Annotated in this window: 20 protein-coding genes, 1 tRNA gene and 1 pseudogene; 14 read left to right on the forward strand and 8 right to left on the reverse strand. The window is 73.9% G+C overall.

Features of this window, described 5'->3' with window-relative positions; all coding sequences use genetic code 11:
- Positions 1–161: 161 nt before the first annotated feature.
- Genes BJ961_RS13815 through BJ961_RS13830 form a run of 4 tightly spaced genes read left to right on the forward strand, consistent with a single transcriptional unit; the run spans position 162 to position 4139 of the window.
- Complete coding sequence (locus tag BJ961_RS13815) at positions 162–1184, forward strand: sugar ABC transporter substrate-binding protein (RefSeq protein ID WP_271321601.1); 1023 nt, start codon at positions 162–164, stop codon at positions 1182–1184.
- The gene (locus BJ961_RS13820; RefSeq protein WP_271321602.1) at positions 1184–2260 is read left to right on the forward strand and encodes an ABC transporter permease; all 1077 of its coding nucleotides are present in this window, start codon (positions 1184–1186) and stop codon (positions 2258–2260) included. Before BJ961_RS13815 ends, BJ961_RS13820 begins: the two co-directional genes overlap by 1 nt.
- 5 nt (positions 2261–2265) lie before the next feature.
- Positions 2266–3234, forward strand: coding sequence for an ATP-binding cassette domain-containing protein (locus BJ961_RS13825; RefSeq protein ID WP_271321603.1), 969 nt, complete (start codon positions 2266–2268; stop codon positions 3232–3234).
- 2 nt (positions 3235–3236) lie between these two features.
- Entirely contained in the window at positions 3237–4139 is a 903-nt protein-coding gene (locus BJ961_RS13830; protein ID WP_271321604.1) for a sugar phosphate isomerase/epimerase family protein, read from the forward strand.
- Positions 4140–4223: 84 nt separating this feature from the next.
- Here BJ961_RS13830 and BJ961_RS13835 read toward each other — a convergent pair whose 3' ends face one another.
- From BJ961_RS13835 to BJ961_RS13850, 4 genes are all read right to left on the reverse strand, one after another.
- Positions 4224–5228, reverse strand: coding sequence for a Gfo/Idh/MocA family protein (locus BJ961_RS13835; RefSeq protein WP_271321605.1), 1005 nt, complete (start codon positions 5226–5228; stop codon positions 4224–4226).
- Positions 5229–5313: 85 nt separating this feature from the next.
- On the reverse strand, positions 5314–6105 hold the full coding sequence (locus BJ961_RS13840) for an SDR family oxidoreductase (protein WP_271321606.1): 792 nt from the start codon (positions 6103–6105) through the stop codon (positions 5314–5316).
- Positions 6102–7265 (reverse strand): phytanoyl-CoA dioxygenase family protein, encoded by a 1164-nt coding sequence (locus BJ961_RS13845; protein ID WP_271321607.1) that lies wholly within the window; start codon positions 7263–7265, stop codon positions 6102–6104. The genes BJ961_RS13840 and BJ961_RS13845 overlap by 4 nt, the downstream gene beginning before the upstream one ends.
- 102 nt (positions 7266–7367) lie before the next feature.
- A complete protein-coding gene (locus BJ961_RS13850) occupies positions 7368–8531 on the reverse strand; it encodes a Gfo/Idh/MocA family protein (RefSeq protein ID WP_271321608.1) in 1164 nt (387 codons plus the stop codon).
- Between the two features lie 183 nt (positions 8532–8714).
- Between BJ961_RS13850 and BJ961_RS13855 the strand changes: the two genes are divergently transcribed.
- The 4 genes from BJ961_RS13855 (at position 8715) to BJ961_RS13870 (ending at position 11494) form a co-directional block, all read left to right on the forward strand.
- Complete coding sequence (locus BJ961_RS13855; RefSeq protein ID WP_271321609.1) at positions 8715–9365, forward strand: GntR family transcriptional regulator; 651 nt, start codon at positions 8715–8717, stop codon at positions 9363–9365.
- 61 nt (positions 9366–9426) lie between these two features.
- Positions 9427–9660 (forward strand): hypothetical protein, encoded by a 234-nt coding sequence (locus BJ961_RS13860; RefSeq protein WP_271321610.1) that lies wholly within the window; start codon positions 9427–9429, stop codon positions 9658–9660.
- Positions 9657–10364, forward strand: a complete 708-nt coding sequence (locus BJ961_RS13865) for a 4-carboxy-4-hydroxy-2-oxoadipate aldolase/oxaloacetate decarboxylase (RefSeq protein WP_271321611.1) — start codon at positions 9657–9659, stop codon at positions 10362–10364. The genes BJ961_RS13860 and BJ961_RS13865 overlap by 4 nt, the downstream gene beginning before the upstream one ends.
- Before the next feature lie 23 nt (positions 10365–10387).
- Entirely contained in the window at positions 10388–11494 is a 1107-nt protein-coding gene (locus BJ961_RS13870; protein ID WP_271417046.1) for a 4-oxalomesaconate tautomerase, read from the forward strand.
- A gap of 216 nt (positions 11495–11710) precedes the next feature.
- On the opposite strand, the gene BJ961_RS13875 is transcribed toward BJ961_RS13870, so the two are convergent.
- Positions 11711–12715, reverse strand: coding sequence for a bile acid:sodium symporter family protein (locus BJ961_RS13875; protein WP_381156437.1), 1005 nt, complete (start codon positions 12713–12715; stop codon positions 11711–11713).
- Between the two features lie 159 nt (positions 12716–12874).
- Here BJ961_RS13875 and BJ961_RS13880 point away from each other — a divergent pair.
- Both BJ961_RS13880 and BJ961_RS13885 read left to right on the forward strand, forming a co-directional pair.
- Positions 12875–12948, forward strand: a tRNA-Pro gene (locus tag BJ961_RS13880).
- Positions 12949–13133: 185 nt separating this feature from the next.
- Positions 13134–13808 (forward strand): glutathione S-transferase C-terminal domain-containing protein, encoded by a 675-nt coding sequence (locus BJ961_RS13885; protein WP_271321613.1) that lies wholly within the window; start codon positions 13134–13136, stop codon positions 13806–13808.
- Between the two features lie 152 nt (positions 13809–13960).
- Here the strand turns inward: BJ961_RS13885 and absR1 are convergent, their stop codons facing one another.
- On the reverse strand, positions 13961–15040 hold the full coding sequence (gene absR1 / locus BJ961_RS13890) for a beta-glucuronidase AbsR1 (RefSeq protein WP_271321614.1): 1080 nt from the start codon (positions 15038–15040) through the stop codon (positions 13961–13963).
- 71 nt (positions 15041–15111) lie between these two features.
- Here absR1 and BJ961_RS13895 point away from each other — a divergent pair.
- Positions 15112–16948, forward strand: a pseudogene (locus BJ961_RS13895) (LuxR family transcriptional regulator AbsR2).
- A 473-nt stretch (positions 16949–17421) separates the two neighbouring features.
- Here BJ961_RS13895 and BJ961_RS13900 read toward each other — a convergent pair.
- Positions 17422–20334, reverse strand: a complete 2913-nt coding sequence (locus BJ961_RS13900; protein ID WP_271417047.1) for a CHAT domain-containing protein — start codon at positions 20332–20334, stop codon at positions 17422–17424.
- 219 nt (positions 20335–20553) lie between these two features.
- Here BJ961_RS13900 and BJ961_RS13905 point away from each other — a divergent pair, with 219 nt between their 5' ends.
- The 3 genes from BJ961_RS13905 (at position 20554) to BJ961_RS13915 (ending at position 23182) form a co-directional block, all read left to right on the forward strand.
- Entirely contained in the window at positions 20554–21987 is a 1434-nt protein-coding gene (locus tag BJ961_RS13905) for a S8/S53 family peptidase (RefSeq protein ID WP_271321615.1), read from the forward strand.
- A 71-nt stretch (positions 21988–22058) separates the two neighbouring features.
- The gene (locus BJ961_RS13910) at positions 22059–22634 is read left to right on the forward strand and encodes an RNA polymerase sigma factor (RefSeq protein WP_271321616.1); all 576 of its coding nucleotides are present in this window, start codon (positions 22059–22061) and stop codon (positions 22632–22634) included.
- Positions 22631–23182, forward strand: a complete 552-nt coding sequence (locus tag BJ961_RS13915) for a hypothetical protein (protein WP_271321617.1) — start codon at positions 22631–22633, stop codon at positions 23180–23182. The genes BJ961_RS13910 and BJ961_RS13915 overlap by 4 nt, the downstream gene beginning before the upstream one ends.
- Before the next feature lie 9 nt (positions 23183–23191).
- Here the strand turns inward: BJ961_RS13915 and BJ961_RS13920 are convergent, their stop codons facing one another.
- Positions 23192–24415: a cytochrome P450 gene (locus tag BJ961_RS13920; protein ID WP_271321618.1), complete on the reverse strand. Its 1224-nt coding sequence runs from the start codon at positions 24413–24415 to the stop codon at positions 23192–23194.
- Positions 24416–24459 lie beyond the last annotated feature (44 nt).

Here is a 24459-nt window from a genome sequence, read left to right on the forward strand (position 1 = left end):
TTCGGACCTGCGAGTGAAATGATGTCTTGACAAAGTATTGACAGTGGGCGCCTCAAGGACTTGTATCCGGTCCCAGCGCAGCAACAGCCATTCTTCTCTGGTCTGGCACACGGCTCTCCCGTCGCACAGTCGCACAGTCCCACAGTGAGGTGCAGGAAAAGATGGACCGCTCTTCGCACGGCCGCTCCCGCAGATTCGCCCCCGCCGTGGCCCTCGCCGCCGCCGCGGCCCTGACTCTCGCCGGCTGCTCCAGCAGCTCGGGCGGGAAGAAGGCCGACGAGGACGGCGACTCGGGCGCCTCCGCGGGCAAGGCGAACACCCCCCGCATGACGGTCGCCCTGGTGACCCATCAGGCACCCGGAGACACCTTCTGGGACATCGTCCGCAAGGGCGCGGAGGCCGCCGCGGCCAAGGACAACATCAAGCTCGTCTACTCCGCCGACCCGAACGCGGGCAACCAGGCCAACCTGGTGCAGAACGCGGTCGACCAGAAGGTCGACGGCATCGCCGTCACCCTCGCCAAGCCGGACGCCCTCAGGAGCGTGCTGGGCAAGGCCGAGAAGGCCGGCATACCCGTGGTCGGGCTCAACTCCGGCCTCGCCGACTGGCAGAAGCTCGGCCTGATGGAGTTCTTCGGCCAGGACGAGAGCGTGGCGGGCGAGGCGTTCGGCAAGAAGCTGAACGAGGTGGGTTCCAAGAAGGCCCTCTGCGTGATCCACGAACAGGGCAACGTCGGTCTGACCCAGCGCTGCGACGGACTGAAGAAGACGTTCGAGGGCTCGGTGGAGAACCTCTACGTCAACGGCGCCGACAAGCCCTCGGTGAAGGCGACGGTCACGGCCAAACTGCAGCAGGACAGCGCCATCGACCGCGTGGTCACGCTGGGCGCCCCGTTCGCCATGACGGCCGTGCAGTCGGTGGACGAGTCGGGCAGCAAGGCCCAGGTCGCCACCTTCGACCTGAACAAGGAGCTGACCGGCGCCATCGAGAAGGGCGACATCGAGTTCGCCGTCGACCAGCAGCCCTACCTCCAGGGCTACCTCGCCGTCGACGGACTGTGGCTGTACAAGAACAACGGCAACTACAGCGGTGGCGGCGAGCAGCCGGTGCTGACCGGCCCGGCCTTCGTCGACAAGTCCAACGTCAAGGCCGTCGCCGAGTTCGCCTCGAAGGGCACCCGGTGATGAGCACCGCCAGGCAGGCCGGGCCGGCGGTGACCGCACCGCCGGCCCCCGGCCCCGGACAGACCGACGGGCGGACCCGCGAGCGCCCCGTCGCGCTGCGGCTGCTCGCCCGGCCCGAGGTCGGGGTCTTCCTCGGCGCCGTCGCCGTGTTCGTCTTCTTCCTGATCGCCGCCCCCACGCTCCGCGACGGCGGCTCCATGGCGACGGTGCTGTACCAGTCGTCCACCATCGGCATCATGGCGCTGCCCGTCGCCCTGCTGATGATCGGCGGCGAGTTCGACCTGTCCGCCGGCGTCGCCGTCGTCACCTCGGCGCTCACCGCCGGCATGCTCAGCTACCAGCTGACCATGAACGTCTGGATGGGCGTGGTCGTCGCCCTCGTCGCCTCGCTCGCCGTCGGCGCCTTCAACGGCTGGGTGCTGGTGAAGACCGGCCTGCCGAGCTTCCTGGTGACACTGGCCACCTTCCTGATCCTCCAGGGCGTCAACCTCGCCGTCACCAAGCTCGTCACCGGCAACGTCGCCACCGACGACATCAGCGACATGGACGGCTTCGACCAGGCCAAGGCCCTGTTCGCCTCGTCCTTCGACGTCGGCGGCGTCGAGGTGAAGATCACCGTGGTGTGGTGGCTGGTCTTCGCGGCCCTGGCCACCTGGGTGCTGCTGCGCACCAAGTACGGCAACTGGATCTTCGCCGTCGGCGGCAGCCAGGAGTCGGCCCGCGCGGTCGGCGTACCCGTCACGTTCACCAAGATCACGCTGTTCATGCTGGTCGGCTTCGGCGCCTGGTTCGTCGGCATGCACCAGCTGTTCTCCTTCAACACCGTGCAGTCGGGTGAAGGCGTCGGCCAGGAGCTGATCTACATCGCCGCGGCGGTGATCGGCGGCTGCCTGCTCACCGGCGGCTACGGCTCGGCGATCGGCCCGGTCTTCGGCGCCTTCATGTTCGGCATGGTGAACCAGGGCATCGTCTTCGCCGGCTGGAACCCCGACTGGTTCAAGGCCTTCCTCGGTGTGATGCTTCTCGGCGCCGTCCTCATCAACCTGTACGTCCGCCGCGCCGCGACCCGGAGATGATCGGAATGACCAGCAAGACCCCCGGAACCGCGAAGACCACCGGCACCCACGGCGCCGTGCTCCCCGACCCCGCGCCCGAGCGGGACCGGCCGCTCGTCGAACTGCGCGGCGCCGGCAAGGCCTACGGCAACATCCGTGCCCTGCACGGCGTCGACCTCGCCGTCCATCCCGGCCGGGTGACCTGCGTCCTCGGCGACAACGGCGCGGGCAAGTCCACCCTCATCAAGATCATCTCCGGGCTGCACCAGCACACCGAGGGCGAGTTCCTCGTCGACGGGGAGGCCGTGCGCTTCACCACCCCGCGCGACGCCCTCGCCCGCGGCATCGCCACCGTCTACCAGGACCTCGCCACCATCCCGCTGATGCCGGTGTGGCGGAACTTCTTCCTCGGCTCCGAGATGACCAAGGGCCCCTGGCCCGTGCGCCGCCTCGACATCGCCCGCATGAAGCGCACCGCCGACGAGGAACTGCGCAACATGGGCATCGTCCTGGACGACCTCGAACAGCCCATCGGCACCCTCTCCGGCGGCCAGCGCCAGTCCGTCGCCATCGCCCGCGCCGTCTACTTCGGCGCCCGCGTCCTCATCCTGGACGAGCCCACCGCCGCCCTCGGCGTCAAGCAGTCCGGCGTGGTCCTCAAGTACATCGCCGCCGCCCGCGAACGCGGACTCGGCGTCGTCTTCATCACCCACAACCCCCACCACGCCTACATGGTCGGCGACCACTTCAGCGTGCTGCGCCTCGGCACCCTCGAACTGAGCGCCGCCCGTGCCGACATCACCCTCGAGGAACTCACCAACCACATGGCGGGCGGCGCCGAACTCGCCGCCCTCAAGCACGAACTCGCGCAGGTCGGCGGCGTCGACGTGGACGCGCTCCCGGACGACGCGGGCGGCGCCACGGAGGTCGACGCGCCCGGCACCGCCGAGAAGAACGACAGCACGCCATCCGGTACCGCCGAAGGGAAGGCCTGAGCATGTCCTCCGCCCTCGACCGCATCCGCGTCGGCTCGGCCCCCGACTCCTGGGGCGTCTGGTTCCCCGACGACCCCCGGCAGGTGCCCTGGGAACGGTTCCTGGACGAGGTCACCGAGGCCGGGTACGACTGGATCGAGCTGGGCCCCTACGGCTACCTCCCCACCGACCCGGCCCGGCTCACCGACGAGGTGACCCGGCGCGGCCTCAGGGTCTCCGCGGGCACCATCTTCTGCGGGCTGCACCGCGGCCCCTCCGAGTGGGACGCCACCTGGGAACAGGTCGGCCGCGTCGCCGCCCTGACCCGGGCCATGGACGCGAAGCACCTCGTCGTCATCCCGTCCTTCTGGCGCGACGACAAGACCGCCGAGATCCTGGAACCGCCGGAGCTGACCGGCGAGCAGTGGGGCCACCTCACCCGGGGCATGGAACGCCTGGGCCGCGAGGTGCGGGAGACCTACGGCCTGGACATCGTCGTCCACCCGCACGCCGACACCCACATCGACACCGAGGAGCACGTCGAGCGCTTCCTCGACGCCACCGACTCCGACCTCGTGAACCTCTGCCTGGACACCGGCCACTACGCCTACTGCGGGGGCGACAGCGTCAAGCTGATCGAGACCTACGGCGAGCGCATCGGCTACCTGCACCTCAAGCAGGTCGACCCGGGGATCCTCGCCGGGGTGCGGGAGGGCGGCGTGCCGTTCGGGCCGGCCGTGCAGCGCGGCGTGATGTGCGAACCGCCGGGCGGCGTGCCCGAGTTGGGCCCGGTGCTGACGGCGGCGCAGGAACTGGGCGTGGACCTCTTCGCCATCGTCGAGCAGGACATGTACCCCTGCGAGCCGGACAGGCCGCTGCCCATCGCGGTGCGCACCCGCAGGTTCCTGCGCTCCTGCGGCGCCTGAGGCAGTCCGCGCCGGCGGGCGGGGCGTCCCGCCGGCGCGCAGTCCGGCGGGACGACCGGGTGCCCCGCCGGTCGCGCGTCCCGCTCAGCCCCGCCGCACCTCCGCGACCGTCACGGGACGGTGCTCGTGCAGCGACAGGGTGCACGCCTCGGCGATCCAGCCCGCCTCCAGCGCGTCCTCGATCGTGCAGGGCGAGGTGCGGGAACCGGCGACCACCTCGGTGAACGCGGTCAGTTCGGCGCGGTAGGCGGCCGTGAAGCGGTCCATGAAGAAGTCGTGCGGGGTGCCCGCGGGGAAGGTCGTGCCGGGCTCCACCGAGCGCAGCGGCAACTTGTCCTCCAGACCGACGGCGATCGAGTCGTCGAAGCCGTGGATCTCCATGCGGACGTCGTAACCACGGGCGTTGTGGCGGCTGTTGGAGACCACGGCGATGGTGCCGTCGTCCAGGGTGAGGATCGCACCCGTGGTGTCCGCGTCGCCCGCCTCCCGGATGAAGTCGGCGCCGCGGTTGCCGCCGACCGCGTACACCTCGCTCACCTCCCGGCCGGTCACCCAGCGGATGATGTCGAAGTCGTGCACCGAGCAGTCCCGGAAGATGCCTCCCGAGGCGGCGATGTAGGCGGCGGGCGGCGGCGCCGGGTCCAGCGTGGTCGACCGCACGGTGTGCAGCCTGCCCAGCTCCCCACCGCTCACGGCCGCCCGCGCGGCGACGAACCCGGCGTCGAAGCGGCGGTTGTAGCCGATCTGCACCGGCACGTCACGGCCCGCGACCGCCTTGAGCACCTCGACGCCCTCGGCCATGGTGCGCGCGACGGGCTTCTCGCAGAAGACCGGTACGCCGGCCTCGACGGCGGCGAGGATCAGCTCCGGGTGGGCGTCGGTGGCCGCGGCGACCACCACGCCGTCCACCCCGGCGGCCAGCACCGCCTCGGGCGAGTCGGCGACCTCGGCGCCGAACCGCTCGGCGGCGGCCCGCGCGGCGTCCGCGAACGGGTCGGCGACGACCAGCGAGTCGACGGCGTCGAGTCCGGAGAGGGTCTCGGCGTGGAAGGCGCCGATACGGCCGATGCCGAGGATTCCGATACGCATGAGGGTCTTGCTCCTTGCTGACGGTGCGGTGCGGTGCGGTGCCGTGTGCTGTACAGGTGGCTCGGGGATGGGTCCGGGGCGCGGGTCAGTCCAGGCCGCCGAGGACGTTCTGGTCCCAGTCGATCACCGAGCCGGTGACCACCCCGGACCGGTCCGACAGGAGCAGGACCACGAAGTCGGCGATCTCGTCCGGCTGACCGAGCCTGCCCATCGGCAGCCGCGCGGCGGCCTGCTCGCGCCAGTCGTCCCCGGCGCCGTGGAAGGCGCGCTGGGTGGCGTCCTCGCCCTCGGTGGCCGTCCAGCCGATGTTCAGGCCGTTGATCCGCACCCGGTCGAAGCGGTGCGCGTGGGCGGCGTTCCGGGTGAGGCCGACGAGGCCCGCCTTCGCGGCGACGTACGGCGCCAGGAACGGCTGCCCGCCGTGTGCCGACGACGTGATGACGTTGACCACGGTGCCGGACGCGCCCCGGCCCACCATGTCCGCGACCGCCGCCTGCATCGCGAAGAAGGGTGCCCTGAGGTTGACCGCGATGTGCCGGTCGAACAGTTCGGGGGTCGTGTCGAGGAGCGTGCCCCGGTCGGTCAGCCCCGCCGCGTTCACCAGGCAGTCGACCCGGCCGTACGCCTCCACGACCCGCGCCACCGACGCCTTCGCCTGCCCGGCGTCCGCGAGGTCGGCCGGTACGAACAGCGCCCTGCCGCCCGCCGCCGTCAACTCGGCGACGAGGGCCTCGCCCGGCTCGGGGCGCCGCCCGGTGACGGCCACGTGCGCCCCCTCGCGGACGGCGGCCCGCGCGACGGCGGCGCCGACGCCCTGGGTGCCGCCGTTGACCAGGACGACCCTGCCGTCCAGCAGTCCCGTCGCCCTCGTGCTCACCGGCTCTCCCGTCGTCGGTGGCCGGCCCGCAGTTCCTCGCGCAGGGCCGACGGTGTCCACTCCTCGCGCAGCGCCCGCCGTACGAGGTCCGCCTGGGAGGGCGGGGCCAGTCCGTCGACCGGCGGGTCCCTGTCCAGGTTGGTGGGGAAGGGGTACCCCTCCGCGCTCGCGGCGATCACCTGCTCGTGCCACCGGTCGGCCACGCCCTCGGACCGGCGCTTCAGCAGCACCGGGTAGACGGCGTTCACCACCGCCTCCCGGTCCACGGCCTCCATGGCGCGGCCGAACGCCGAGGAGATCTGCAGCAGGTTGGCCATGCGGCGGACGTCCGCGGAACGGTTGGTGCCGGCCGCGTGGAACAGCGCGGGGCTGAAGAACACCGCGTCGCCCTTGGCCAGCGGCAACTGGACGTGGTGCGCCTCGAAGTAGGCCCGGAACTCGGGCAGCCGCCAGGCCAGATAGCCCGGCTCGTACTTCTGGGAGTGCGGCAGGTACATCGTGGGCCCGGACTCCACGGGCATGTCACGGTGCGCGACCGCGCCCTGGAGGGTGAGCACGGGGGAGAGGCGGTGCACGTGCGCCGGGTACGCGGCGGCGGCCTCGCCGGAGAGGAAGCCCAGGTGGTAGTCGCGGTGCACGGTCTGGGCGGCGCCGCCCGGGTTGACCACGTTGATCTGGGAGGTGACCTGGTAGCCGGGGCCGAGCCAGGCGCGGGCGACCAGCGCGAGCGCGTCGTTGGCGTAGTAGTCGGCGAACGCCTCGGGGTCGTGCAGGGCCGCCTTCTCCAACGCGTTCCACACCCGGTCGTTGGCGCCCGGCGCGGCGAAGTGGTCGCCGGAGGTGATGCCGGAGGCGCGCTGGCGCTCGATCAGGGCGTCGAAGACGGCCGTCGTCCGGTCGACGACCGCCGGATCCGGGAACGCGCCCCTGAGCACCACGATGCCGGGGCCGTCGGCGAGGGCGTGGACGAGTTCGGCCGCCGTCTCCCCGTCGTCGCGCAGCCGGCCGGCCTCGTAGACCGGGACGTTCCGCTCCACGGCCGAGGCCCCCGGGTACGCGGCGGGGTCGGTGGGCCGCTCCACGAGCGCGCGGAACGTGTCGAGGTCGCAGTCCCGTTCGGACAGCCGGGCGCGGTGGGAGGGAGCCGGGGTGGAGGACATCGTCGTCCTTTCGGTGACAGGGCCACACGGTGCGGTCATTCTTGTCCTGACAAACACGGTGAACAACCAGCGGGCGACCAGTGGTCGACCAGCGGGCGGCCGTCACCCGTCCTGTCGGACCCGGGCCCAACTGCCGTCCCTCGCCGACCGCGTCATGGCCTCCAGCACGGTCGCGCTGTGGACGGCGTCCGGCAGGGTGGCGCCGTACGGGGTGCCCTCCGCGATCGACCGCAGGAAGCGGTGGGCCTCCACCACCTTCAGGTCGTCGTAGCCCATGGCGTTGGCGGCGCCCGGCTGGAAGGCGGCGAACTCGCCGTGCCCGGGGCCGACGTACACGGTGCTGACGGACTGGTCCTGGTACTCCGTGCCGCGGCTGACGCCCAGTTCGTTCATGCGGCGGAAGTCCCAGAACACGGCGCCCCGGGTGCCGTGCACCTCGAAGCCGTAGTTGTTCTGCTCGCCCACCGACACCCGGCAGGCCTCCAGGACGCCGCGGGCGCCGGAGGCGAAGCGCAGCAGGCAGCTGACGTAGTCCTCGTTCTCGACCGGTCCCGGCTCGCCGCCCGCGGCCCGTGAGTGGCCCGCCGTGGCGGCGGTGGGGCGTGCGCGCTCGGGCAGGAAGACCGCGGTGTCGGCGGTCAGCGACGTGATCTCGCCGAGCAGGAAACGGGCCAGGTCCGCGCCGTGCGAGGCCAGGTCCCCCAGCACACCGCTGCCGCCGCGCTCGCGCTCGAACCGCCACGTCAGCGCGCCCTCGGGATGCGCCGCGTAGTCACTGAAGAGCCGGATACGGGCGTGGGTGACGGAGCCGATCTCCCCGGCGGCGATCAGGTCGCGGGCCGCCTCCACGGCGGGCGCGTTGCGGTAGTTGAAGCCGACCGTCCCCTGCACACCGGCCTTGGCCACCGCGTCCGCCACCGCGCGGGCGTCCCCGGCGGTCAGTCCGACCGGCTTCTCGATCCAGACGTGCTTGCCCGCCTCGGCCATCGCGACGGCGATCTCGCGGTGCAGGAAGTTGGGGGCCGTGATGCTGACCGCCCGGATCCGCGGGTCCGCGGCCACCTCCCGCCAGTCGCGGGTCGTCGAGGCGAACCCGAACTGCGCGGCGGCCTCCTCGGCCCGTCCCGGCACCTCCTCGGCGACCGTCACGAGCTCCGGGCGCAGCGCGAGGTGCGGGTAGTGGTGCCGGACGCGGGCGTACGCCTGGGTGTGCACCCGGCCCATCCAGCCGAAACCGACGACGGCGACACCGAGTGCCTCGACCATGAGAGCGCCCCTCTTCGGACCTGTCCGTGATCTGTTCAGGCCACCCTGTGCGGGCGCAGGCATCATGTCAACCGTTTGACAGGACAAAGATGAGCCGAGCCCCTGCGCAATGCGAACGAAATTGTTGACAATCCTGTCTGGCTGGATTTACGTTCGACAGGCACTCACTCAGGGAGGGCGGCCATGCCGAACCAAGCCCGTCCGGGCACCGGGGAACAGGCCAAGCAGCTTGCGCTCGGGCAGCTGCGGCAGGCGATCCTGCGCGGCGACATGGCACCCGCGCAGCGGCTGGTGGAGAACGAACTCGCCGAGCAGTTCGGCGTGACCCGGGCCAGCATCCGGGCCGCGCTGATCGACCTGGAGTCCCAGGGGCTCGTCGAACGCATCCGCAACCGCGGGTCGCGGGTGCGGGTGGTGACGGTGGAGGAGGCGGTCGCCATCACCGAGTGCCGGCTGGTCCTCGAAGGGCTCTGCGCGGCCAAGGCCGCCGCCGCCGTCGACGACGGGCAGATCGCCCGGCTGAAGGACCTCGGCTCGGCGATGCGCAGGGCCGTGGCCGGCGGCGAACCGCTCGCCTACTCGGATCTCAACCACGAACTCCACGCCCGTATCCGGGAGTTCTCCGGCCAGCTGACGGCCGTTGAGCTGCTGGAGCGGCTCAACGCCCAACTGGTTCGGCACCGCTTCCAGTTGGCGTTGCGTCCGGGGCGCCCGCAGCAGTCCCTGAAGGAGCACCTGGCCATGATCGAGGCGATCGGGGCCAGGGACCCACAGGCCGCCGAGGCGGCCGTCCGGGCCCACCTCACCAGTGTGATCGAGGCGCTGCGCGACTGACACGCGCGACCGAGGCACACACCGGGGCGGGCGCCACCTGTCCACCGAGGAGATTCCATCCATGACGTACGGCAACGCGCCCGCCGCCATCGCGCCGGCCGCCTCGCGCGGGGAGAGGGGCACCGTCGCCTGCCCGACCTACGCCGAGCGCGGCGAGTCCGCCAGGGCCCGGCGCGAGGGGAGGAAGCCGGCGGAGACCAAGCACGACGCGGGCCCCGACCAGGGGCTCGCGCACCGGGCCATGGCCGAGGCGTACCCGCGCCCGTACCCGCAGATCGCGAAGGAGTCGGCATGAGCGGCGTCGTCGTCACCAACCCGCCCAAGGCCGCCGCCGAGGACGTCGAGGCGCTCGCCGGGTACGGCGTGGCCACCGTGAGCGAGGCCATGGGCCGCACCGGCCTGCTCGGACCGGAGATCCGCCCCGTCCAGCAGGACGTGCGGGTCGCGGGCACCGCCGTCACCGTGCTCAGCTGGCCCGGCGACAACCTGATGATCCATGCCGCCGTGGAGCAGTGCGGCGAGGGCGACATCCTGGTCGTCACCACCACCTCCCCGTCCACCGACGGCATGTTCGGCGAGCTGTTCGCCACCGCCCTCCAACGGCGCGGGGTGCGGGGCCTGGTCACGGGCGCGGGCCTGCGTGACACCCAGGAGCTGCGGGAGATGGGCTTCGCCGCCTGGTCCCGCGCCGTGTCCGCGCAGGGAACCGTCAAGGCCACCGGCGGCTCGGTCAACGTGCCGGTCGCCGTGGACGGCCGGGTGATCCGCCCCGGAGACGTGATCGTCGCCGACGACGACGGCGTGGTGGTCGTCCCCCGGGAGCGCGCCCGGCAGGTCGCCGAGGCGTCCGAGGCCCGCGAGAGGAAGGAGGCCGCCACCCGCGCCGCCTTCGTCGACGGCCAACTCGGCCTCGACCGCTACGGACTGCGCGACAAGCTGCGGCAACTCGGCGTCACCTACCAGTCGTACGACGAGTACACCGCCGGGGAGCGGTCGTGACCGGCACCGACACCGACACGGGAATCGAGGAGGTGCGCTGCACACTGATGCGCGGCGGCACCTCCAAGGGCGCCTACTTCCTCGCCGCCGACCTGCCCGCCGACCCCGGCGCCCGGGACGACCTGCTCCTGCGGACCATGGGCAGCCCCGACCCGCGCCAGATCGACGGCCTGGGCGGCGCGCACCCGCTGACCAGCAAGGTCGCCGTGGTCTCCGGATCGGCCGACCCGGACGCGGACGTCGACTACCTGTTCCTCCAGGTCGCCGTGGACGCGCCCGAGGTCACCGACCGGCAGAACTGCGGCAACCTCCTCGCCGGGGTGGGCCCGTTCGCCGTGGAGCGCGGGCTCGTGCCGGCCGGGGACGCCGAGACGTCCGTACGCATCCGCATGCGCAACACCGGCGAACTGGCCGTCGTGACCTTCCCGACCCCGGGCGGCCGCGTCGACTACACGGGGGACACCGCGATATCCGGCGTGCCCGGCACCGCCGCCGCGGTCGTCATCGAGTTCCCGCGGGGCGCCGGCCCGCTGCTGCCCACGGGCAACGTCCGCGACACCGTCGCCGGCACCGAGGTGACCTGCGTCGACAACGGCATGCCGGTCGTCCTGATCCCCGCCGCCGCGCTGGAGGTCACCGGGTACGAGACGCCCGCGGAACTGGAGCGGGACACCGCCCTCGCCGACCGGCTCCGCGAGATCCGGCTGGCCGCCGGGCACGCGATGGGCCTCGGCGACGTCGAGGGCGCCACCGTGCCCAAGCTGACCCTCCTCGCCCCGCCCCGGGACGGGGGCGCGGTCACCACCCGCACCTTCATCCCCGTGCGCTGCCACACCTCCATCGGCGTCCTGGGCGCCGCGAGCGTGGCGGCAGGGCTGCGCGTCCCCGGCGGCGCGGGAGAGGGCATCGCCCTGCTCCCCGAGTCCGGCGACCCGGTCCGCGTGGAACACCCCACCGGCTTCCTGGAGGTCGCCGTCGACCTCGACCCCGGCCCGCTCGTGGTCCGGCGTACCGCCGTCGTACGCACCGCGCGCAAGCTCTTCGACGGCGCCGTCTTCCCCCGGCCGGCCGCGACGGCACCGCGGCCCGCACAACGCCCTGGAGGCCGCCACGGCTCCGCGCCTCGGTGACAGCGCCCGTGTCGGCCACGCCGAGCTGTTCCCGCCCGACCCGGACGCGGGCGCCGCCTTCCTCAGCGGCCCCGCGCACGCCACCGCCGCGCCCCGAAAGGGCGCGGGGCAGTGACGTCGTACGCCTCCGCCGCGTGAGCGCGACCAGTCGCCACGCACCCGCGGCCGAACCGCGGTCCCCGGCGAGACGGCGCACTCCGTTCGGCCGGCCGCAGGTCACCGCCCCCGGCGGGACAACCACGCGGCGACCACCGCACCGGACACGTTGTGCCAGACGGAGAACACCGCGGCCGGCAACGCCGCCAGCGGGCTGAAGTGCGCCGTGGCCAGCGACGCGGCGAGGCCGGAGTTCTGCATGCCGACCTCGAAGGCCATGGCACGGCTGCCGGGCTCGCCCAGTCGGCCGAGGCGCCCCGCACCGTAACCGAGCGCGAGACCGAGCCCGTTGTGCAGCACGACGGCGACGAACACCAGCCCCGCGGCCGACTTGATGGCGTCCGCGCTGCCCGCCACGACCACCGCCACGATCACGGCGATCGTCAGCGCGGACAGCCAGGGCAGCGCCGGCAGCGCCCGCTGCACGTACCGTCCGGCGAGCAGCCGTACGACGACGCCCGCGAGGACCGGCAGCAGCACCGTCTTGAGGATGTCCGTGACCATGGACCCCGCGTCCACCGGAAGGTACTCGCCGGCCAGCAGCAGCGTCAGCGGCGGGGTGACCAGCGGCGCGACCAGCGTGGAGACGGTGGCGACGGAGACCGACAGGGCGACGTCGCCGCGCGCCAGGTAGGTCACCACGTTGGACGCCGTACCGCTGGGCGCGCAGCCCACCAGGATCACGCCCGCCGCGAGCTGCGGCGGAAGGTCGAGCAGGTGGGCGACGGCCCAGCCGAGCCCCGGCATGATGACGTAGTGCGCGACCAGTCCGAGCGCCACCGCCCAGGGGCGCTTCGCGACACCGCGGAAGTCCTCCGGGGTCATGGTGATGCCCATGCAGAACATCACGACGCCCAGCAGGTAGGGCACCGACTCGCCCCACCCGGTGAAACTGCCGGGGAGCAGCAGGCCGAGGGCGCCGGCCAGGAGGACGAGGACCGGGAAGACGGTCACGGCACGCCGCGCGGAGCGGTCGCCCGAGCCGTCGCCGCCGAGGTCCGCGGGTCGATCTGCCCGGTCGGGTCGACCGGGTCGTTCTGTTCCTTCGGTTCTTTCGGTACGCACCGTGCGAGACAACGCCTGGTGGGCGGCGTGACGCAAGGCCGTCTCGCGATGTGATCCACCCCGTGGAACGCGGCGCGGACGGAGTACCGGCGACCCCGACCCGCCCCGCCGATGGGGTAGGCTTGACCAGCGCGATCACGGCGGAAGCGGATCACGCACCGGGACGTGGCGCAGCTTGGTAGCGCACTTGACTGGGGGTCAAGGGGTCGCAGGTTCAAATCCTGTCGTCCCGACGGTTGCGAAGGGTCTTCGCGGGCGGAAGCTCGCGGGGGCCCTTTTCGTATGGCTTCCCGCGGTTCCTCTTGGTGGGTGGACACCCTCTTGACGCCCTCCTGGCGCCGTTCGACACTTCCCCAGTAATCCTAGTGAATTGGTAGGGAATCGTGGGGCGCCTCCGCGCCCGCACCCGGGGAGAACCATGACCGTCACACCGCTCACCCCTGCCCCCGCCTTCCGGGGACGGATCGGCCGCGACCCGCGCAGCGGCCACTACGCCGTACCGCGCCGCTACCGCCTCCACCTGTCACCCGGCCACGACGACTGTCTGGGCATCGCCGTCGTGCACGGCCTCCTCGGCCTGGACGAGATCTGTCCCGTGACCCTTCTGGACCCGCTGCCCGACCGCCCCGACGGCGGACACTCCGCACTGCGCCCCCTGTACGAGGCGAGCGCGCACCACTACCGGGGACCGGCCGTCGCGCCGGTGCTCAGCGACGGCTGGTCGGGCCGGATCGTGAGCACGCACGCCCGCGACATCATGCGCGACCTCGCCCGGAGCTTCACCTCCGCCGCCGGCCCGGCGCTCTACCCGCGCGGCACCGAGGCGGAGATGGAAGCTGTCGAGGAACTGTGCGCGCGGACCGCCGACCCCGCGGCCCTGCCCGGCGTACTGGACCACCTGGAGCGGCGCCTGACCGCGCACTCCCACGTCCTGGGCGACCGGCTCACCGCGGCCGACGTCGAGGTGTGGGCGGCCCTCGTCCACCGCGACACCCCGCGGCGCGCGACCGCCCACCCCGCCCTGTGGGCCCACGTACGCCGACTGACCGCCCATCCGGCCTTCGGCCGCCACCTCACGGCCGGTCCCGCCTGATCACCACGGACGAAAGGCCGTGTCCGCCGCCCCCCAGCGGCGGACACGGCATGGGCCGCGGAACGTCCGCCCTCCCCCGAAGGAGACGTTCCGCGGCCGGCCCCCGGCGCCGGACTGTGGCCACGGCACCCGGGTGACTGTGAGCCGCACGGTCACCAGCACATGACCGCGGTCTCGCCCGCGCCCCAACTGGAGTACAGGCGCACCCGGACGACATAGCGGCGGCCCTTGACGAAACGGGCCCTGATCGTGGCGTTGCGGGAGGTTCCCCCGTCGTCCTGTCCGACGAGGTAGCGCGGCACGCCGTCCCGCTCCTCGAAGATGACGACGACGGCGTCGCTGTCGCCGAAGGTGCCCACCGTGTACTCGCGGGTCTCCGGCGGCTCCACCCGGAAGTCGGCCTGCTCGCCGGGTCCGAGACCCAGCGGCACCGAGCGGAACGGCACCAGCGGACCCGGCCGGCCGGTGGGCGGGTACCAGCGCAGGGCGAACTCCTTGTCGGCGGCGGAGAGGGTGCCGGGCGGGTGCAGGCCCGAGCGGTAGTGCTCGGGCTCCAGTATCAGCCCCGAAGGGAAGGGGTACTCCATGATCGACTGCGGGTCCCAGACCGGGCCGTTGGCCTCGTCGCCGTCGAGCTTGCGCAGGATGTTGTGGAACGTCCGCTCCCGGCTCCAGTGGTTCGGCGGACCCGCCAGTTCGGCGTAGACCGCCTCGTCGTCCCACAGGATGCCGGCGAACGGACTCTGGTGCTCGTGCAGCATCCCGAGCGCGTGCCCGATCTGGTGCAGGGCCGTCGCGCGCTCACCCGGCGCGGTCAGGTCCCAGCCGAAGTTCATCGTACGGTCGTTCAGGCCCACCCGGAGCGCGTCCTTGCCCACCGCCGACCAGGAACCGTCGCCGGGCTGGAAGCCGATGCGCAGCTCCGCCTCCGACCGGTCGCGGACCTCTTCGAGATCGAGCCCGATGCCGAGGTCCCGCCACTCCCGGAAGCAGTCGCGCACCACGTCCCGCTGCTCGTCGGTCCCCACCCACGAACCCCGCCGCGGCCGTCCGGTGCCCGGCATCGGAACCACCGACGTGTCCGTGTCGCCACCGAGGAAGCAGTAGTGCAGCACGGTGCCGTTGACCCACATGCGCTGCCCGCCGACGAGCGCGGCGGCGCGCTCTGCGGCCAACCCCGGTGCGGGCACGGGGGCAGGCTGCTGCGCGAGCGAGCAGTAGCGTGCGGTCATGGCCACCAGCGTGCCGCCCGCGCCCGCCCGGCGCCTGAGTCGGGGGCTACTCAAGTCACCCTGTATCAGGGATGAGTATGCCGACTCATGTTCCCGTGACGATTTCTCTGCGGAACGCGAAGACCCTCCGGACGCCCTGGCCGTTCACCGGGCGGACGGACGAACTGGAGCTGGTGCGCCGGTCCGTGGCGGCCGGACGGAGCGGCCTCGTGGTGACCGGAGCGGCGGGCTCCGGCAAGACACGGCTCGTGACGGAGGCCGTGCGCGGCACGGACTGCGCCCGAGCCGCCGGGACGCCCGAGACCCGGGACATCCCCTTCGCCGCGTTCGCACACCTGCTGCCGGAGACCGTCACCCTGCACCGGGCGGTACAACTCCTGTCCGGCGTACGGCTGCTACTGGTCGACGACGCCCACCTGCTCGACGGCGCCTCCGCCGCCCTCGTGCACCAGCTCGCCGTGCACGGCCGCACCCGCCTCCTGGTCGTCGTCACCGACGGCGCCCCCGTGCCGGGCGCGGTGTCCCGGCTGTGGTCCGGGGAGCTGCTGCCGCGCCTCGCCCTGGAGCCCCTGCCCCGCGAGGAGACCGCCGAACTCCTCACGGCGGGGGCTCAGACTGACCTGGAGCCGCTCACCGTGGACCGGCTGCACCGCCTGTGCCGGGGAGACCTGCGGCTGCTGCGCGAGCTGTCGACCGCGGTGCGCGAGGAAGGGCTGCTCGTGCCGGTGCCGGACACGGGACGGCGCGCGTGGCGGGGACCGGTGCCGATCACCGCGACGGTGCGCGAGCGCACCGCCCACGTCCTCGACCGCCCCCGCACCGAGGAGCGGGAGACGCTCGAACGCCTCGCCTTCGCCGAACCCCTGCCCCTGGACCTGGACGCCCTCGACCTGGGAACGCTGGAACGCCTGGAGGCCGAGGGTCTGGTCACCGTCGACGACCACGGCGCCACCCGCCTCGCGCACCCCCTGCACGGCCCGGTGCTGCGCGCCGCCGCGGGCGGCTGCGGGCCCGGCGCCTGGCCCACGCCCCGGGCCGGTGCGGCCCCGCCCTGGAGGCGGAGCGGGCCGCGCTCGCCCTGGGCATCGAGCGGGCCGACGTACGGGCGACACGGACGCCCGTGGGGGAGTGGCTGGTCGCCGAGGGGCGCCGCTGCCCGCCCCGTACGCGGCGCTGCGGGCCCGGTTCGCACGGTTGCGCGGGCGGCTGCGCGACGCGGCCGCCTGGGCCCGCGAAGGACTGCGGACCAGCCCGGACGATCCGTCCTGCCTGGACGAGCTCGCCCTGGCCGCAGCACAGTCGGGCGACGCCCCGACGGTGAGCGACGGCGCGGCCGGCACCCGCGGCCTTGGCACCGCCTGGACCGCCGCCGCGCGCGGCGACCTCGACGAGGCGGTCCGGACGGCCGCCGCCGGGGGCGACCCGTACGACGCCGTCCGGCTCGGGGCGCCCGAGCGGGCGGCCGGCCTGCTGACCGGCGTCTTCGCCGCCCACGCCGACGCCCTCGCCCGCGAGGACGGACCGGCGCTCGACCGGGCGGCCGAGGAACTGGAGCGGCGCGGCTTCCTGCTGTTCGCGGCCGAGGCCCACGCCCAGGCGGTACGCGCCCACCGCGACCCGCGGGCCGCCCGCACCGCCCGGACCCGCGCCGTCGCCCTCGCCCGGCGCTGCCAGGACGCCCGCACCCCCGCCCTGTCCGGCCTGGTGCTCGGCGAACTCACCGCACGGCAGCGCCAGATCGTCACGCTCGCCGCCGCGGGCCTGAGCAACCGGCAGATCGCGGAGAGACTCACCCTGTCCGTCCGCACCGTCGGCAACCACCTCTACGGCGCCTACACCCGCCTGGGCGCCGGCGACCGCGGTGCCCTGCCCTGGCTGATGGAACTCCCCGAGCCCCAACCGGCCTGATCGGGCGGCCCGGCCCGGTGACGTGATCCGGGGGCGCGGTCGGGTGGCTTGGTGGGTGGCCTGTCCCGGCGGCTTGAGCCCGCGGCCCGGCCCGGCGACCTGCCCCTGCGGCGCGGTCGGGTGGCCGGTCCGGCGGCGTGATTCGGCGGCCCGGTCCAGTGGTCTGGTCCGGTGGGCCTGTCCCTGCGGCCCGTTCCGGGGGCTTGACCCCTACGGCCCGCTCGGATGATCTGATCCGGCGGCTTGATTCTGCCGCTCGGTCGAGTGGGCTGTCCCTGCGGTCCGACCCTGCGGCCTGGCCCGGTGACCTGGCCCGGTGACCTGGCTCGGTGGCTGACCCGGCGGCCTGACCCAGCCGTCGGCTTCCGGACCGGCTCGCAAGCCGACTGGCGCACCGGCTCCCGAGCGGCCACGCGCACCGATGACCGAGCGGCCACGCGCACCGGCGACCGAGTGGCCACGCGGACCGGTTCTCAGGCCGCCCCGAAGGCCGAGAAGGCCCAGCCCGTCGCCTGGTGCACCGCGTCGCCCGGCAGCGCGGCCCGGGCGTCGCGCAGCGCCTCCGCCAGGGACAGGCCGGCGTCCAGCCCCTTGTGCAGCGCGAGCATCAGCGGCACCACCGCGGCGTCGTTGACCGGCGCCGTGCACGCCACCACCCCGGCCGTGCCCAGCGGCAGCAGCGCGGTGACCAGGCCGAGCAGCTCGTCGGCGCCGACGGACGCGAAGCGTGCGGTGTCGCAGCACGGCAGGATGATCCGGTACGGGCTGCGGTCCAGCCGTTCGAAGTCGTGCACGATGAGCGGCCCGTCCGCCATCCGCAGCGAGGAGAACAGGGGACTGTCCGCACGGAACGTGCCGTGCGCCGCGATGTGTGCCAACGCGGCCCCGTCCAGCTCCCGCAGCACCCGGGGCACCCGCGCGTCGTCGCCCTCCAGCACGACGGTCCCGCCTCGGGGGGCGGCGCCGTCCCCGGGTACGTCCGGCAGCCCGCGCCCGCCACCGCCGGGACGCCCACGTTCCGAACCACCGTCTTCCCGGAGAGCGGACCGAGCGGACCGAGCGTCCCCCGCGCCGCCGTCGACGGGCCGGGGGTCCCGCGGCGTGCCGCCGTCCGGCGGCACCGCATGTGTCCGGGACCGCTCCCCACGGATCCCTTGCTCCCCTTGCTCCCTCTGGTCCAGGTGCTCCCCGTGGCTCCGGCGGTCCCCCCGCGGCAGCGGCTCCCGCGTTCCTGCCGGGGCTCCCGGCGGTCGCGGCTCCGCCGCGCTCCCTCCCCGCGGCCGCGTCCCGGCGTACCGGGCGGAGAGTTCCGGCACCTCGGCACCGCCGCTCGCCAGTCCCGGGCCGCGGACCAGGAGCTGGCGGCCGCCGGGCGGGGGAGCCGTGTCCCTCGCCCGCAGCCAACTGCTCGCCGACGGCGACACGCTAAGGACCCGTTCGCGCAGCGCGGGCAGCAGGGCCCACGGCACCCGGTGCAGCCGGCCCGGCGGGACCACGACGACCGGGCCGGAACCGAGGTGCGCCGCGGCGGGTCCGAGCAGCAACTCCTGAAGACGCGCGCCCGCCGCCTCCACCAACGGCAGGCGTGCCTCCGCCCCCGGATGGGCCAGCCGCCGCAGACCGGCCTGTACGTGCTCGGCCTCGCCCTCCGCCTCGGCCAGCAGCCCGGCCTCGAACCGTCGTACCCGCCCCTGCCCGCACAGCAGTACGTGCACCCGCCCGTCGAGCACCGCCAGCTCCACCAGCCGTACGTCGTCGCCCAGCCGCCGCAGCAGCCGCGCCACGTCGAACCGGTCGCCGTCGCCGGGCGCCTCGCCCCGCATGTGCAGGGTGCGGGAGCGGATCTCCCGTTCCAGGCGCCGCTGTTCGCGCTCCAGGGCGGGAGCGGGCCGGCCGCCCTCCGAGCGGGCCTCGTCCGCGCGGGAGGCCAGCTCCCGGAACGCCGTCATGGTGCTCAGCAGCACCGGGTCGGCGGGCGGCCGGGTCGGCGGCGCCGACAGCACCGTAGCCCGCCAGCGCTCGCTCCACCCGAGCAACCGCCGCGGTCCGCCCGACACCAGCGACGCGCGCTGCGCCAACGCCGCCAGCTCCGCGCCCTGCGCGGTGGCCCGGGCCCGCAACTCCGAGGCGCCCAGCGTCATCCGGTGGTCGTCGAGGACGTCCAGGCCGCGCCGGCAGGCCTCCAGCACGCCCCGCGCCGACCCGGCCGCCCGCGCCCGCAGGGCCTGCGCCGCCCAGCCCGTCATCCGGGCCAGCGGCGGCCCGCTGTGCCGGCTGCGCGCGGCCACCGCAAGGTGCCGCTCCGCGTCCGCCGTCCAGCCGAGGTCCAGCGCGATCCGGCCCGCCAGCAGCGACGCCTCCGGCGCGGCCGGCGCCCCGAAGGCCACCAGCCGCTCCGCCACCGCGGCCGCGTCCGCGACCAGCCGGCCCGACCCGCGGCCCGTGGCGACCCGCGCCTCGATCAGCACCAGCCGGGCGTGCGTCTCGTACCAGGTGCGCCGCTGCCCGGCGAACAGCCGTACCGCGACGGCCGCGCGCGCGAGCGCGGTCTGCGGCTCGCCCGCCAGCCGGGCCGCCCGCGCCGCCACCAGCAGCAGCTCCGCCTTGCGGGTGGACTGCCCGCCGATCCCGTCCAGCGCGGCGACCGCCGCGTCCGCCTCGGTCAGCGCCTCCGTGGCGAGACCCGCCGCCATCAGCACCTCGCAGCGCCGGATGGTGAGCATGAACGTCGGCGTGCCCAGCTTCGCGTACCGCTCCTCCGCCTCGTCGAGGAGCCGCAGCGCCGCCGGCACGTCACCGGCACGGAACGCCGCCAGCCCCCGGCTCTCCACCGCGTCGGCCTTGTCGTGCTCCTGGCCCGTGGTGTCCCACAGCGCCTCCGCGGCGGTGAAGTCGGCGTCCGCCCGCTCCACCGAGCCGAGCGCCAGATGCACGGTCGCCCGCAGGGTCAGCGCCCGCGCCGTCCAGATCACGTCCTCGGCCTGCCGCAGCACCGGGATCGCCCGCCGCACGTCCTCCAGCGCCTCGCCGTGCCGGCCCAGCACCCACCACACGTACGCACGCCGGTACAGCACCCGCGCCCGCGTGTGCCCGCTCCCGCGCGCCACGCCGCGCTCGAACGCGGCCAGCCCCGCCCGCGTACGCCCCGCGTGCACCAGCGCCACCCCGAGCGTGGCCAGGACGTCCGCCTCCCGTTCGGCGGAGTCGGCACGGGCGGCGAGGTCACGGGCGCGGCGCAGATGGGCCAGGGCCCGGCGGGTGTCGCCGAAGTCCCGCTGCCAGATACCGATCACCTGATGGGCGACCGAGGCGTGCAGCGGCGGGGGATCGGCGCCCAGCAACTCCTCCGCCCGCGTCAGCGCTTCGCCCGGGGCGGCGAACACCATCGGCAGCAGTTCGAGAACCGAGTCGTTTCGCGCCGTCACCCCACGGATGGTAGTGCTCCGGAACCACGTCACACAGGTGCGAGTCTGTATCAATCAGCCGCCCCCGGACTCTGATTGACGACCGCGGTCCCGGCCGTGGTCAGGGCCGCGGTCCCGACCGCGGCCCACGACCGAAGCCGCGACCGTCGTCACCGCCGCCGCCTCAGTGGAGGACAAGCCATGGCACCACAGCGATTCCGCGAGCAGTTCGACCAGATCCAGCGCTCGATGCCGGACGTCCCGCTGGTGATGGGCCCGGACGACTCCGCCGAGTTCTTCTACGAGAAGGGCGTCGTCCTCGCCCGCGACGGCGAGGAGGCCCGCCTCGTCGAGGACACCGTGCGCGACCACTTCACCACCATGGCCGGCCTGACACCGGACCACGTGCGCCGGACGAGCCCCGAGACCAACCGCACCGGCATCACCCGCATCCAGGTCGCCGACCCCGGCGAGGGCGACGGCGGCGGCGACCCCACCGTCGCCCACGCCCTGCGCTCCCTGAGAACGATGGAGGGCCGCGCCGGCCGCCGGCTGATCAGCCGCAACCACGTCGTCTCCATCGCCGTCAACGCCTGCCCCGGCGACGAGCCCGTGCCCGTCCCCCTGAGCGAGCCGCCGAACCCGGCCGCCGACGGGACGCCGTACGACGCCGGGACGGCCGTCGGCGTCCTCGTCATCGACACCGGTCTCATGCACGACTACCGGTCCTACCCCCTGCTCGCCCACACCGACGGCGACGCACAGATCAAGGAGTGCGACGACGACGGCGTCCTGTGCCAGTACGTCGGCCACGGGACCTTCATCGCCGGGCTCGTCGCCGCCGTCGCCCCCAACACCGAGGTGACGGTCCGCAACACGCTCAACGACGCGGGCGCGATCCTCGAGTCCGAGCTGGGCGAGAAGCTCTTCGAGGCCGTCGACCGCGACGGCTGGCCCGAGGTCCTCAGCCTCTCCGCGGGCACCTCCAACGGCCGCACCGACGGCCTGCTCGGCGTCCACGCCTTCATGGAGGAACTCCGCGGCCGGCGCACCCTCCTGGTGGCCGCCGCGGGCAACAACGCCAGCGCCACGCCCTTCTGGCCCGCCGCCTACGCCACCCTGCCCGGCTGGGAGGACTCGGTACTGTCGATCGGCGCGCTGCGCTGCGACGGCGAGCACGGCGCCTGTTTCAGCAACCACGGCGCCTGGGTCCGGGCCTACGCCCCCGGCGAGCGGCTCACCAGCGCGCTGACCGGCTTCGGGACACCCGTGCCCTACGTCTACCAGCACTCCACGTACGACGACTGCCGGTTCGGGTTCACCTACCCCTGCACCTGCCAGTACCCCCCGCACAACGGGGTGCTGAGCGAGCCGGGCGACGCGCCCGCCAAGCCGGACCAGGTGATGTTCGAGGGGCACGCCCAGTGGAGCGGCACCTCCTTCGCCACCCCCGTGGTCGCCGGCCTGGTCGCCTCGCGCATGACGGCGCACCAGGAGACCGACCCGCGCGTGGCCGGCAGACGACTGCTCGCGGCCACCACCGAGTACGCGGAGGTGCGCGGGGCGCACGTGCCCGCGCTGCTCCCACCCACCTGGCGCCCGGTCGCCGTCGACCCGTCGGCAGGCGGGTCGTGAACGGTCTGCTGCCGGTCGGAACCACCCGCTCCACGGCGTACGATGACGTGTCGTACACGAGGGGTGGGACCGTGGACCGTGCAGATGTCGGGGCGCTCGTCCAGTCGGCCGCCGACGGGGACGCGGCGGCCTGGAAGTCACTGGTGGACGGGCTCGGCCCGCTGGTGTGGTCCGTCGTGCGGGCGCACGGGCTCTCCGACGCCGACGCGCACGAGGTGTACCAGACCGCCTGGTTCCGGTTCGCCCAGCACCTGGGACGCATCAGGGAACCGGAGAAGACCGGCTCCTGGCTGGCCAGTACGGCACGGCACGAGTGCCTGAAGCTGCTCAAGGCCTCGAAGCGGTGGACGCCGACCGACGATCCGCAGCTGCTCGACCGGCCGAGCGAGGACCGTACGCCGGAGGAGTCGGTGCTCGACTCCGAGGAGGCCGCGGCGCAGACCGAGCGCGTGCGGCTGCTGTGGCAGGAGTTCGAAGAACTGGGCGAGCGCTGCCGCCAGTTGCTGCGGGTGCTGATCGCCTCGCCGCCGCCCAGTTATCAGGAGGTGTCCGCCGCGCTGGGTATCGCGGTGGGCAGCATCGGGCCGATGCGCCAGCGCTGTCTGCGCCGGCTGCGGGCCCGGCTCGAGGCACGGGGGACGAAATGAGCGACCTGAACGACGACTACGACGACTACGACGACGATGACGACCGCGGCGACCGCGGCGACTCGGCTGACTCCCGCGAGGGCGGGCGGCACGACGGGGCGTTCCCGGACGGAGAGGCGGGCGCCGACCTCCTGGAGGAGGAACTGCGGCAGGCCGCGGCGATCCTGGACCCGGTCCCGGCCGGGCTGCGGCAGGTCGCCGTCGACGCCTTCGCCCTGCACGACCTGGAGGCCCGCGTCGCCGAGCTGGCCTTCGACTCGCTGGTCGACGCCATCCCGGTCAGAGGAGCGAGCGCCCCGCCGCGGATGCTGACCTTCCGCACCGAAGCGGTGACCGTCGACGTCGAGGTGACCGCGGACGGCCTGATCGGCCAGCTGCTGCCGCCGGGACCGGCCGGCATCGAGGTGCTGAGCGGCCCGCGGGCCCACGCGCGGCTGACGGCGGACGACCTGGGCCGGTTCAGCGGCGAGGCCCCGCCCGCCGGGCCGTTCGCGCTCAGGCTGCGGACCGGCGGGGAAGTGGTCGTCACGGAGTGGCTGCGGGCCTGAGCCCGCCGTCTACCAGGCGCAGGGCAGGGTGCGGGGACCCCGGATCATGGTCTTGCGGCGCCAGGCCACCTGGTCCGCGGGGACCGCGAGCCGCAGCCCCGGCAGCCGTTCCAGCAGGGTGTCGACGAGGAGTTCGGTCTGCATCCGGGCCAGCACGGCACCCGTGCAGAAGTGGTGCCCGTTGCCGAAGGCCACGTGTGGGTTGGGAGCCCGGTCGAGGTCGATGCGGTCCGGGTCGGGGAAGACGTCCGGATCGCGGTTGGCGGCCAGGTAGGAGACGTACACCGGGTCGCCCGCGGCGACGCGGACCCCGTGGACCTCGACGTCCTCCAGGGCGATGCGGGCCAGGCCCACCGAGGTGCGGTGCGAGATCCAGCGCAGCAACTCGTCCAGGGCCGTGCCCCGGGCCTCGGGGCGCTCCCGCATCCGCGCCATCAGCTCGGGCCGGGTGAGCAGCAGGAACAGCATCTGTCCGACGTTGTGCGTGACGGCCTCGCCGCCGATCTGCAGCGGCCCCGCGAGTCCGACGGCCTCCGTCTCGCCGACCTCGCCGCGGGCGACGGCCGCGCCGAGCATCGAGTACACGTCGTCGCCACCGCCGCCGGCCCGGGCGCGGACGGTCTCGGTGATCCACCCGTACAGGCCCTGCTTGGCCCGCTCGGCGGCCTCGGCGCCGCCGGACGTGGAGATGATCTGCCGGGTCCAGGAGTGCACGCGCTCCCGGTCGGCGGCCGGTACGCCCATCACCTCGCTGACGACGGCGATCGGGAAGGGCTCCAGGACCCGCTCGACCAGGTCCGCCGGCGGGTTCTCCAGCAGGATCGCGTCGACCAGGCCGTCGAGGATCTCCTGGGCCCGCGGCCGCAGCCCCTTCGCCGTGCCCACGGTGAACGCGCCCGCGACCGCGCGCCGCAGCCGGTTGTGGTCGGGCTGGTCGGCGAAGGCGAGCGAGCCGGGGCGCGGCTTGAAGTGCGGCGCCAGGCGCGTGATCCGGCGCCGCGTCACCTCGGAACGCCCGAAGCGCGGATCGTTGGTGATCGCCTTCACGTCGTCGTACCGCGTGGCCAGCCAGGCCCAGCCCTCGCCGTGCGGCAGCCGGACGCGGGTCAACGGCCCCTCGCGCATCAGGTCGGCGAGGACCGGGTCGAACTCCGGGCCGTCCAGGTCCAGGGCGGGCCAGTCCCGCACGGGGGGCGGTGACTGGCCGGTGAGCGTGGTGGTCTCCTGCGTCATCCCCCCACCCTCGCCGCGCACCCGCCGGGCTGTCGCGCGGGAGT

Source organism: Streptomyces lienomycini, from assembly GCF_027947595.1.
GTDB lineage: Bacteria > Actinomycetota > Actinomycetes > Streptomycetales > Streptomycetaceae > Streptomyces > Streptomyces lienomycini.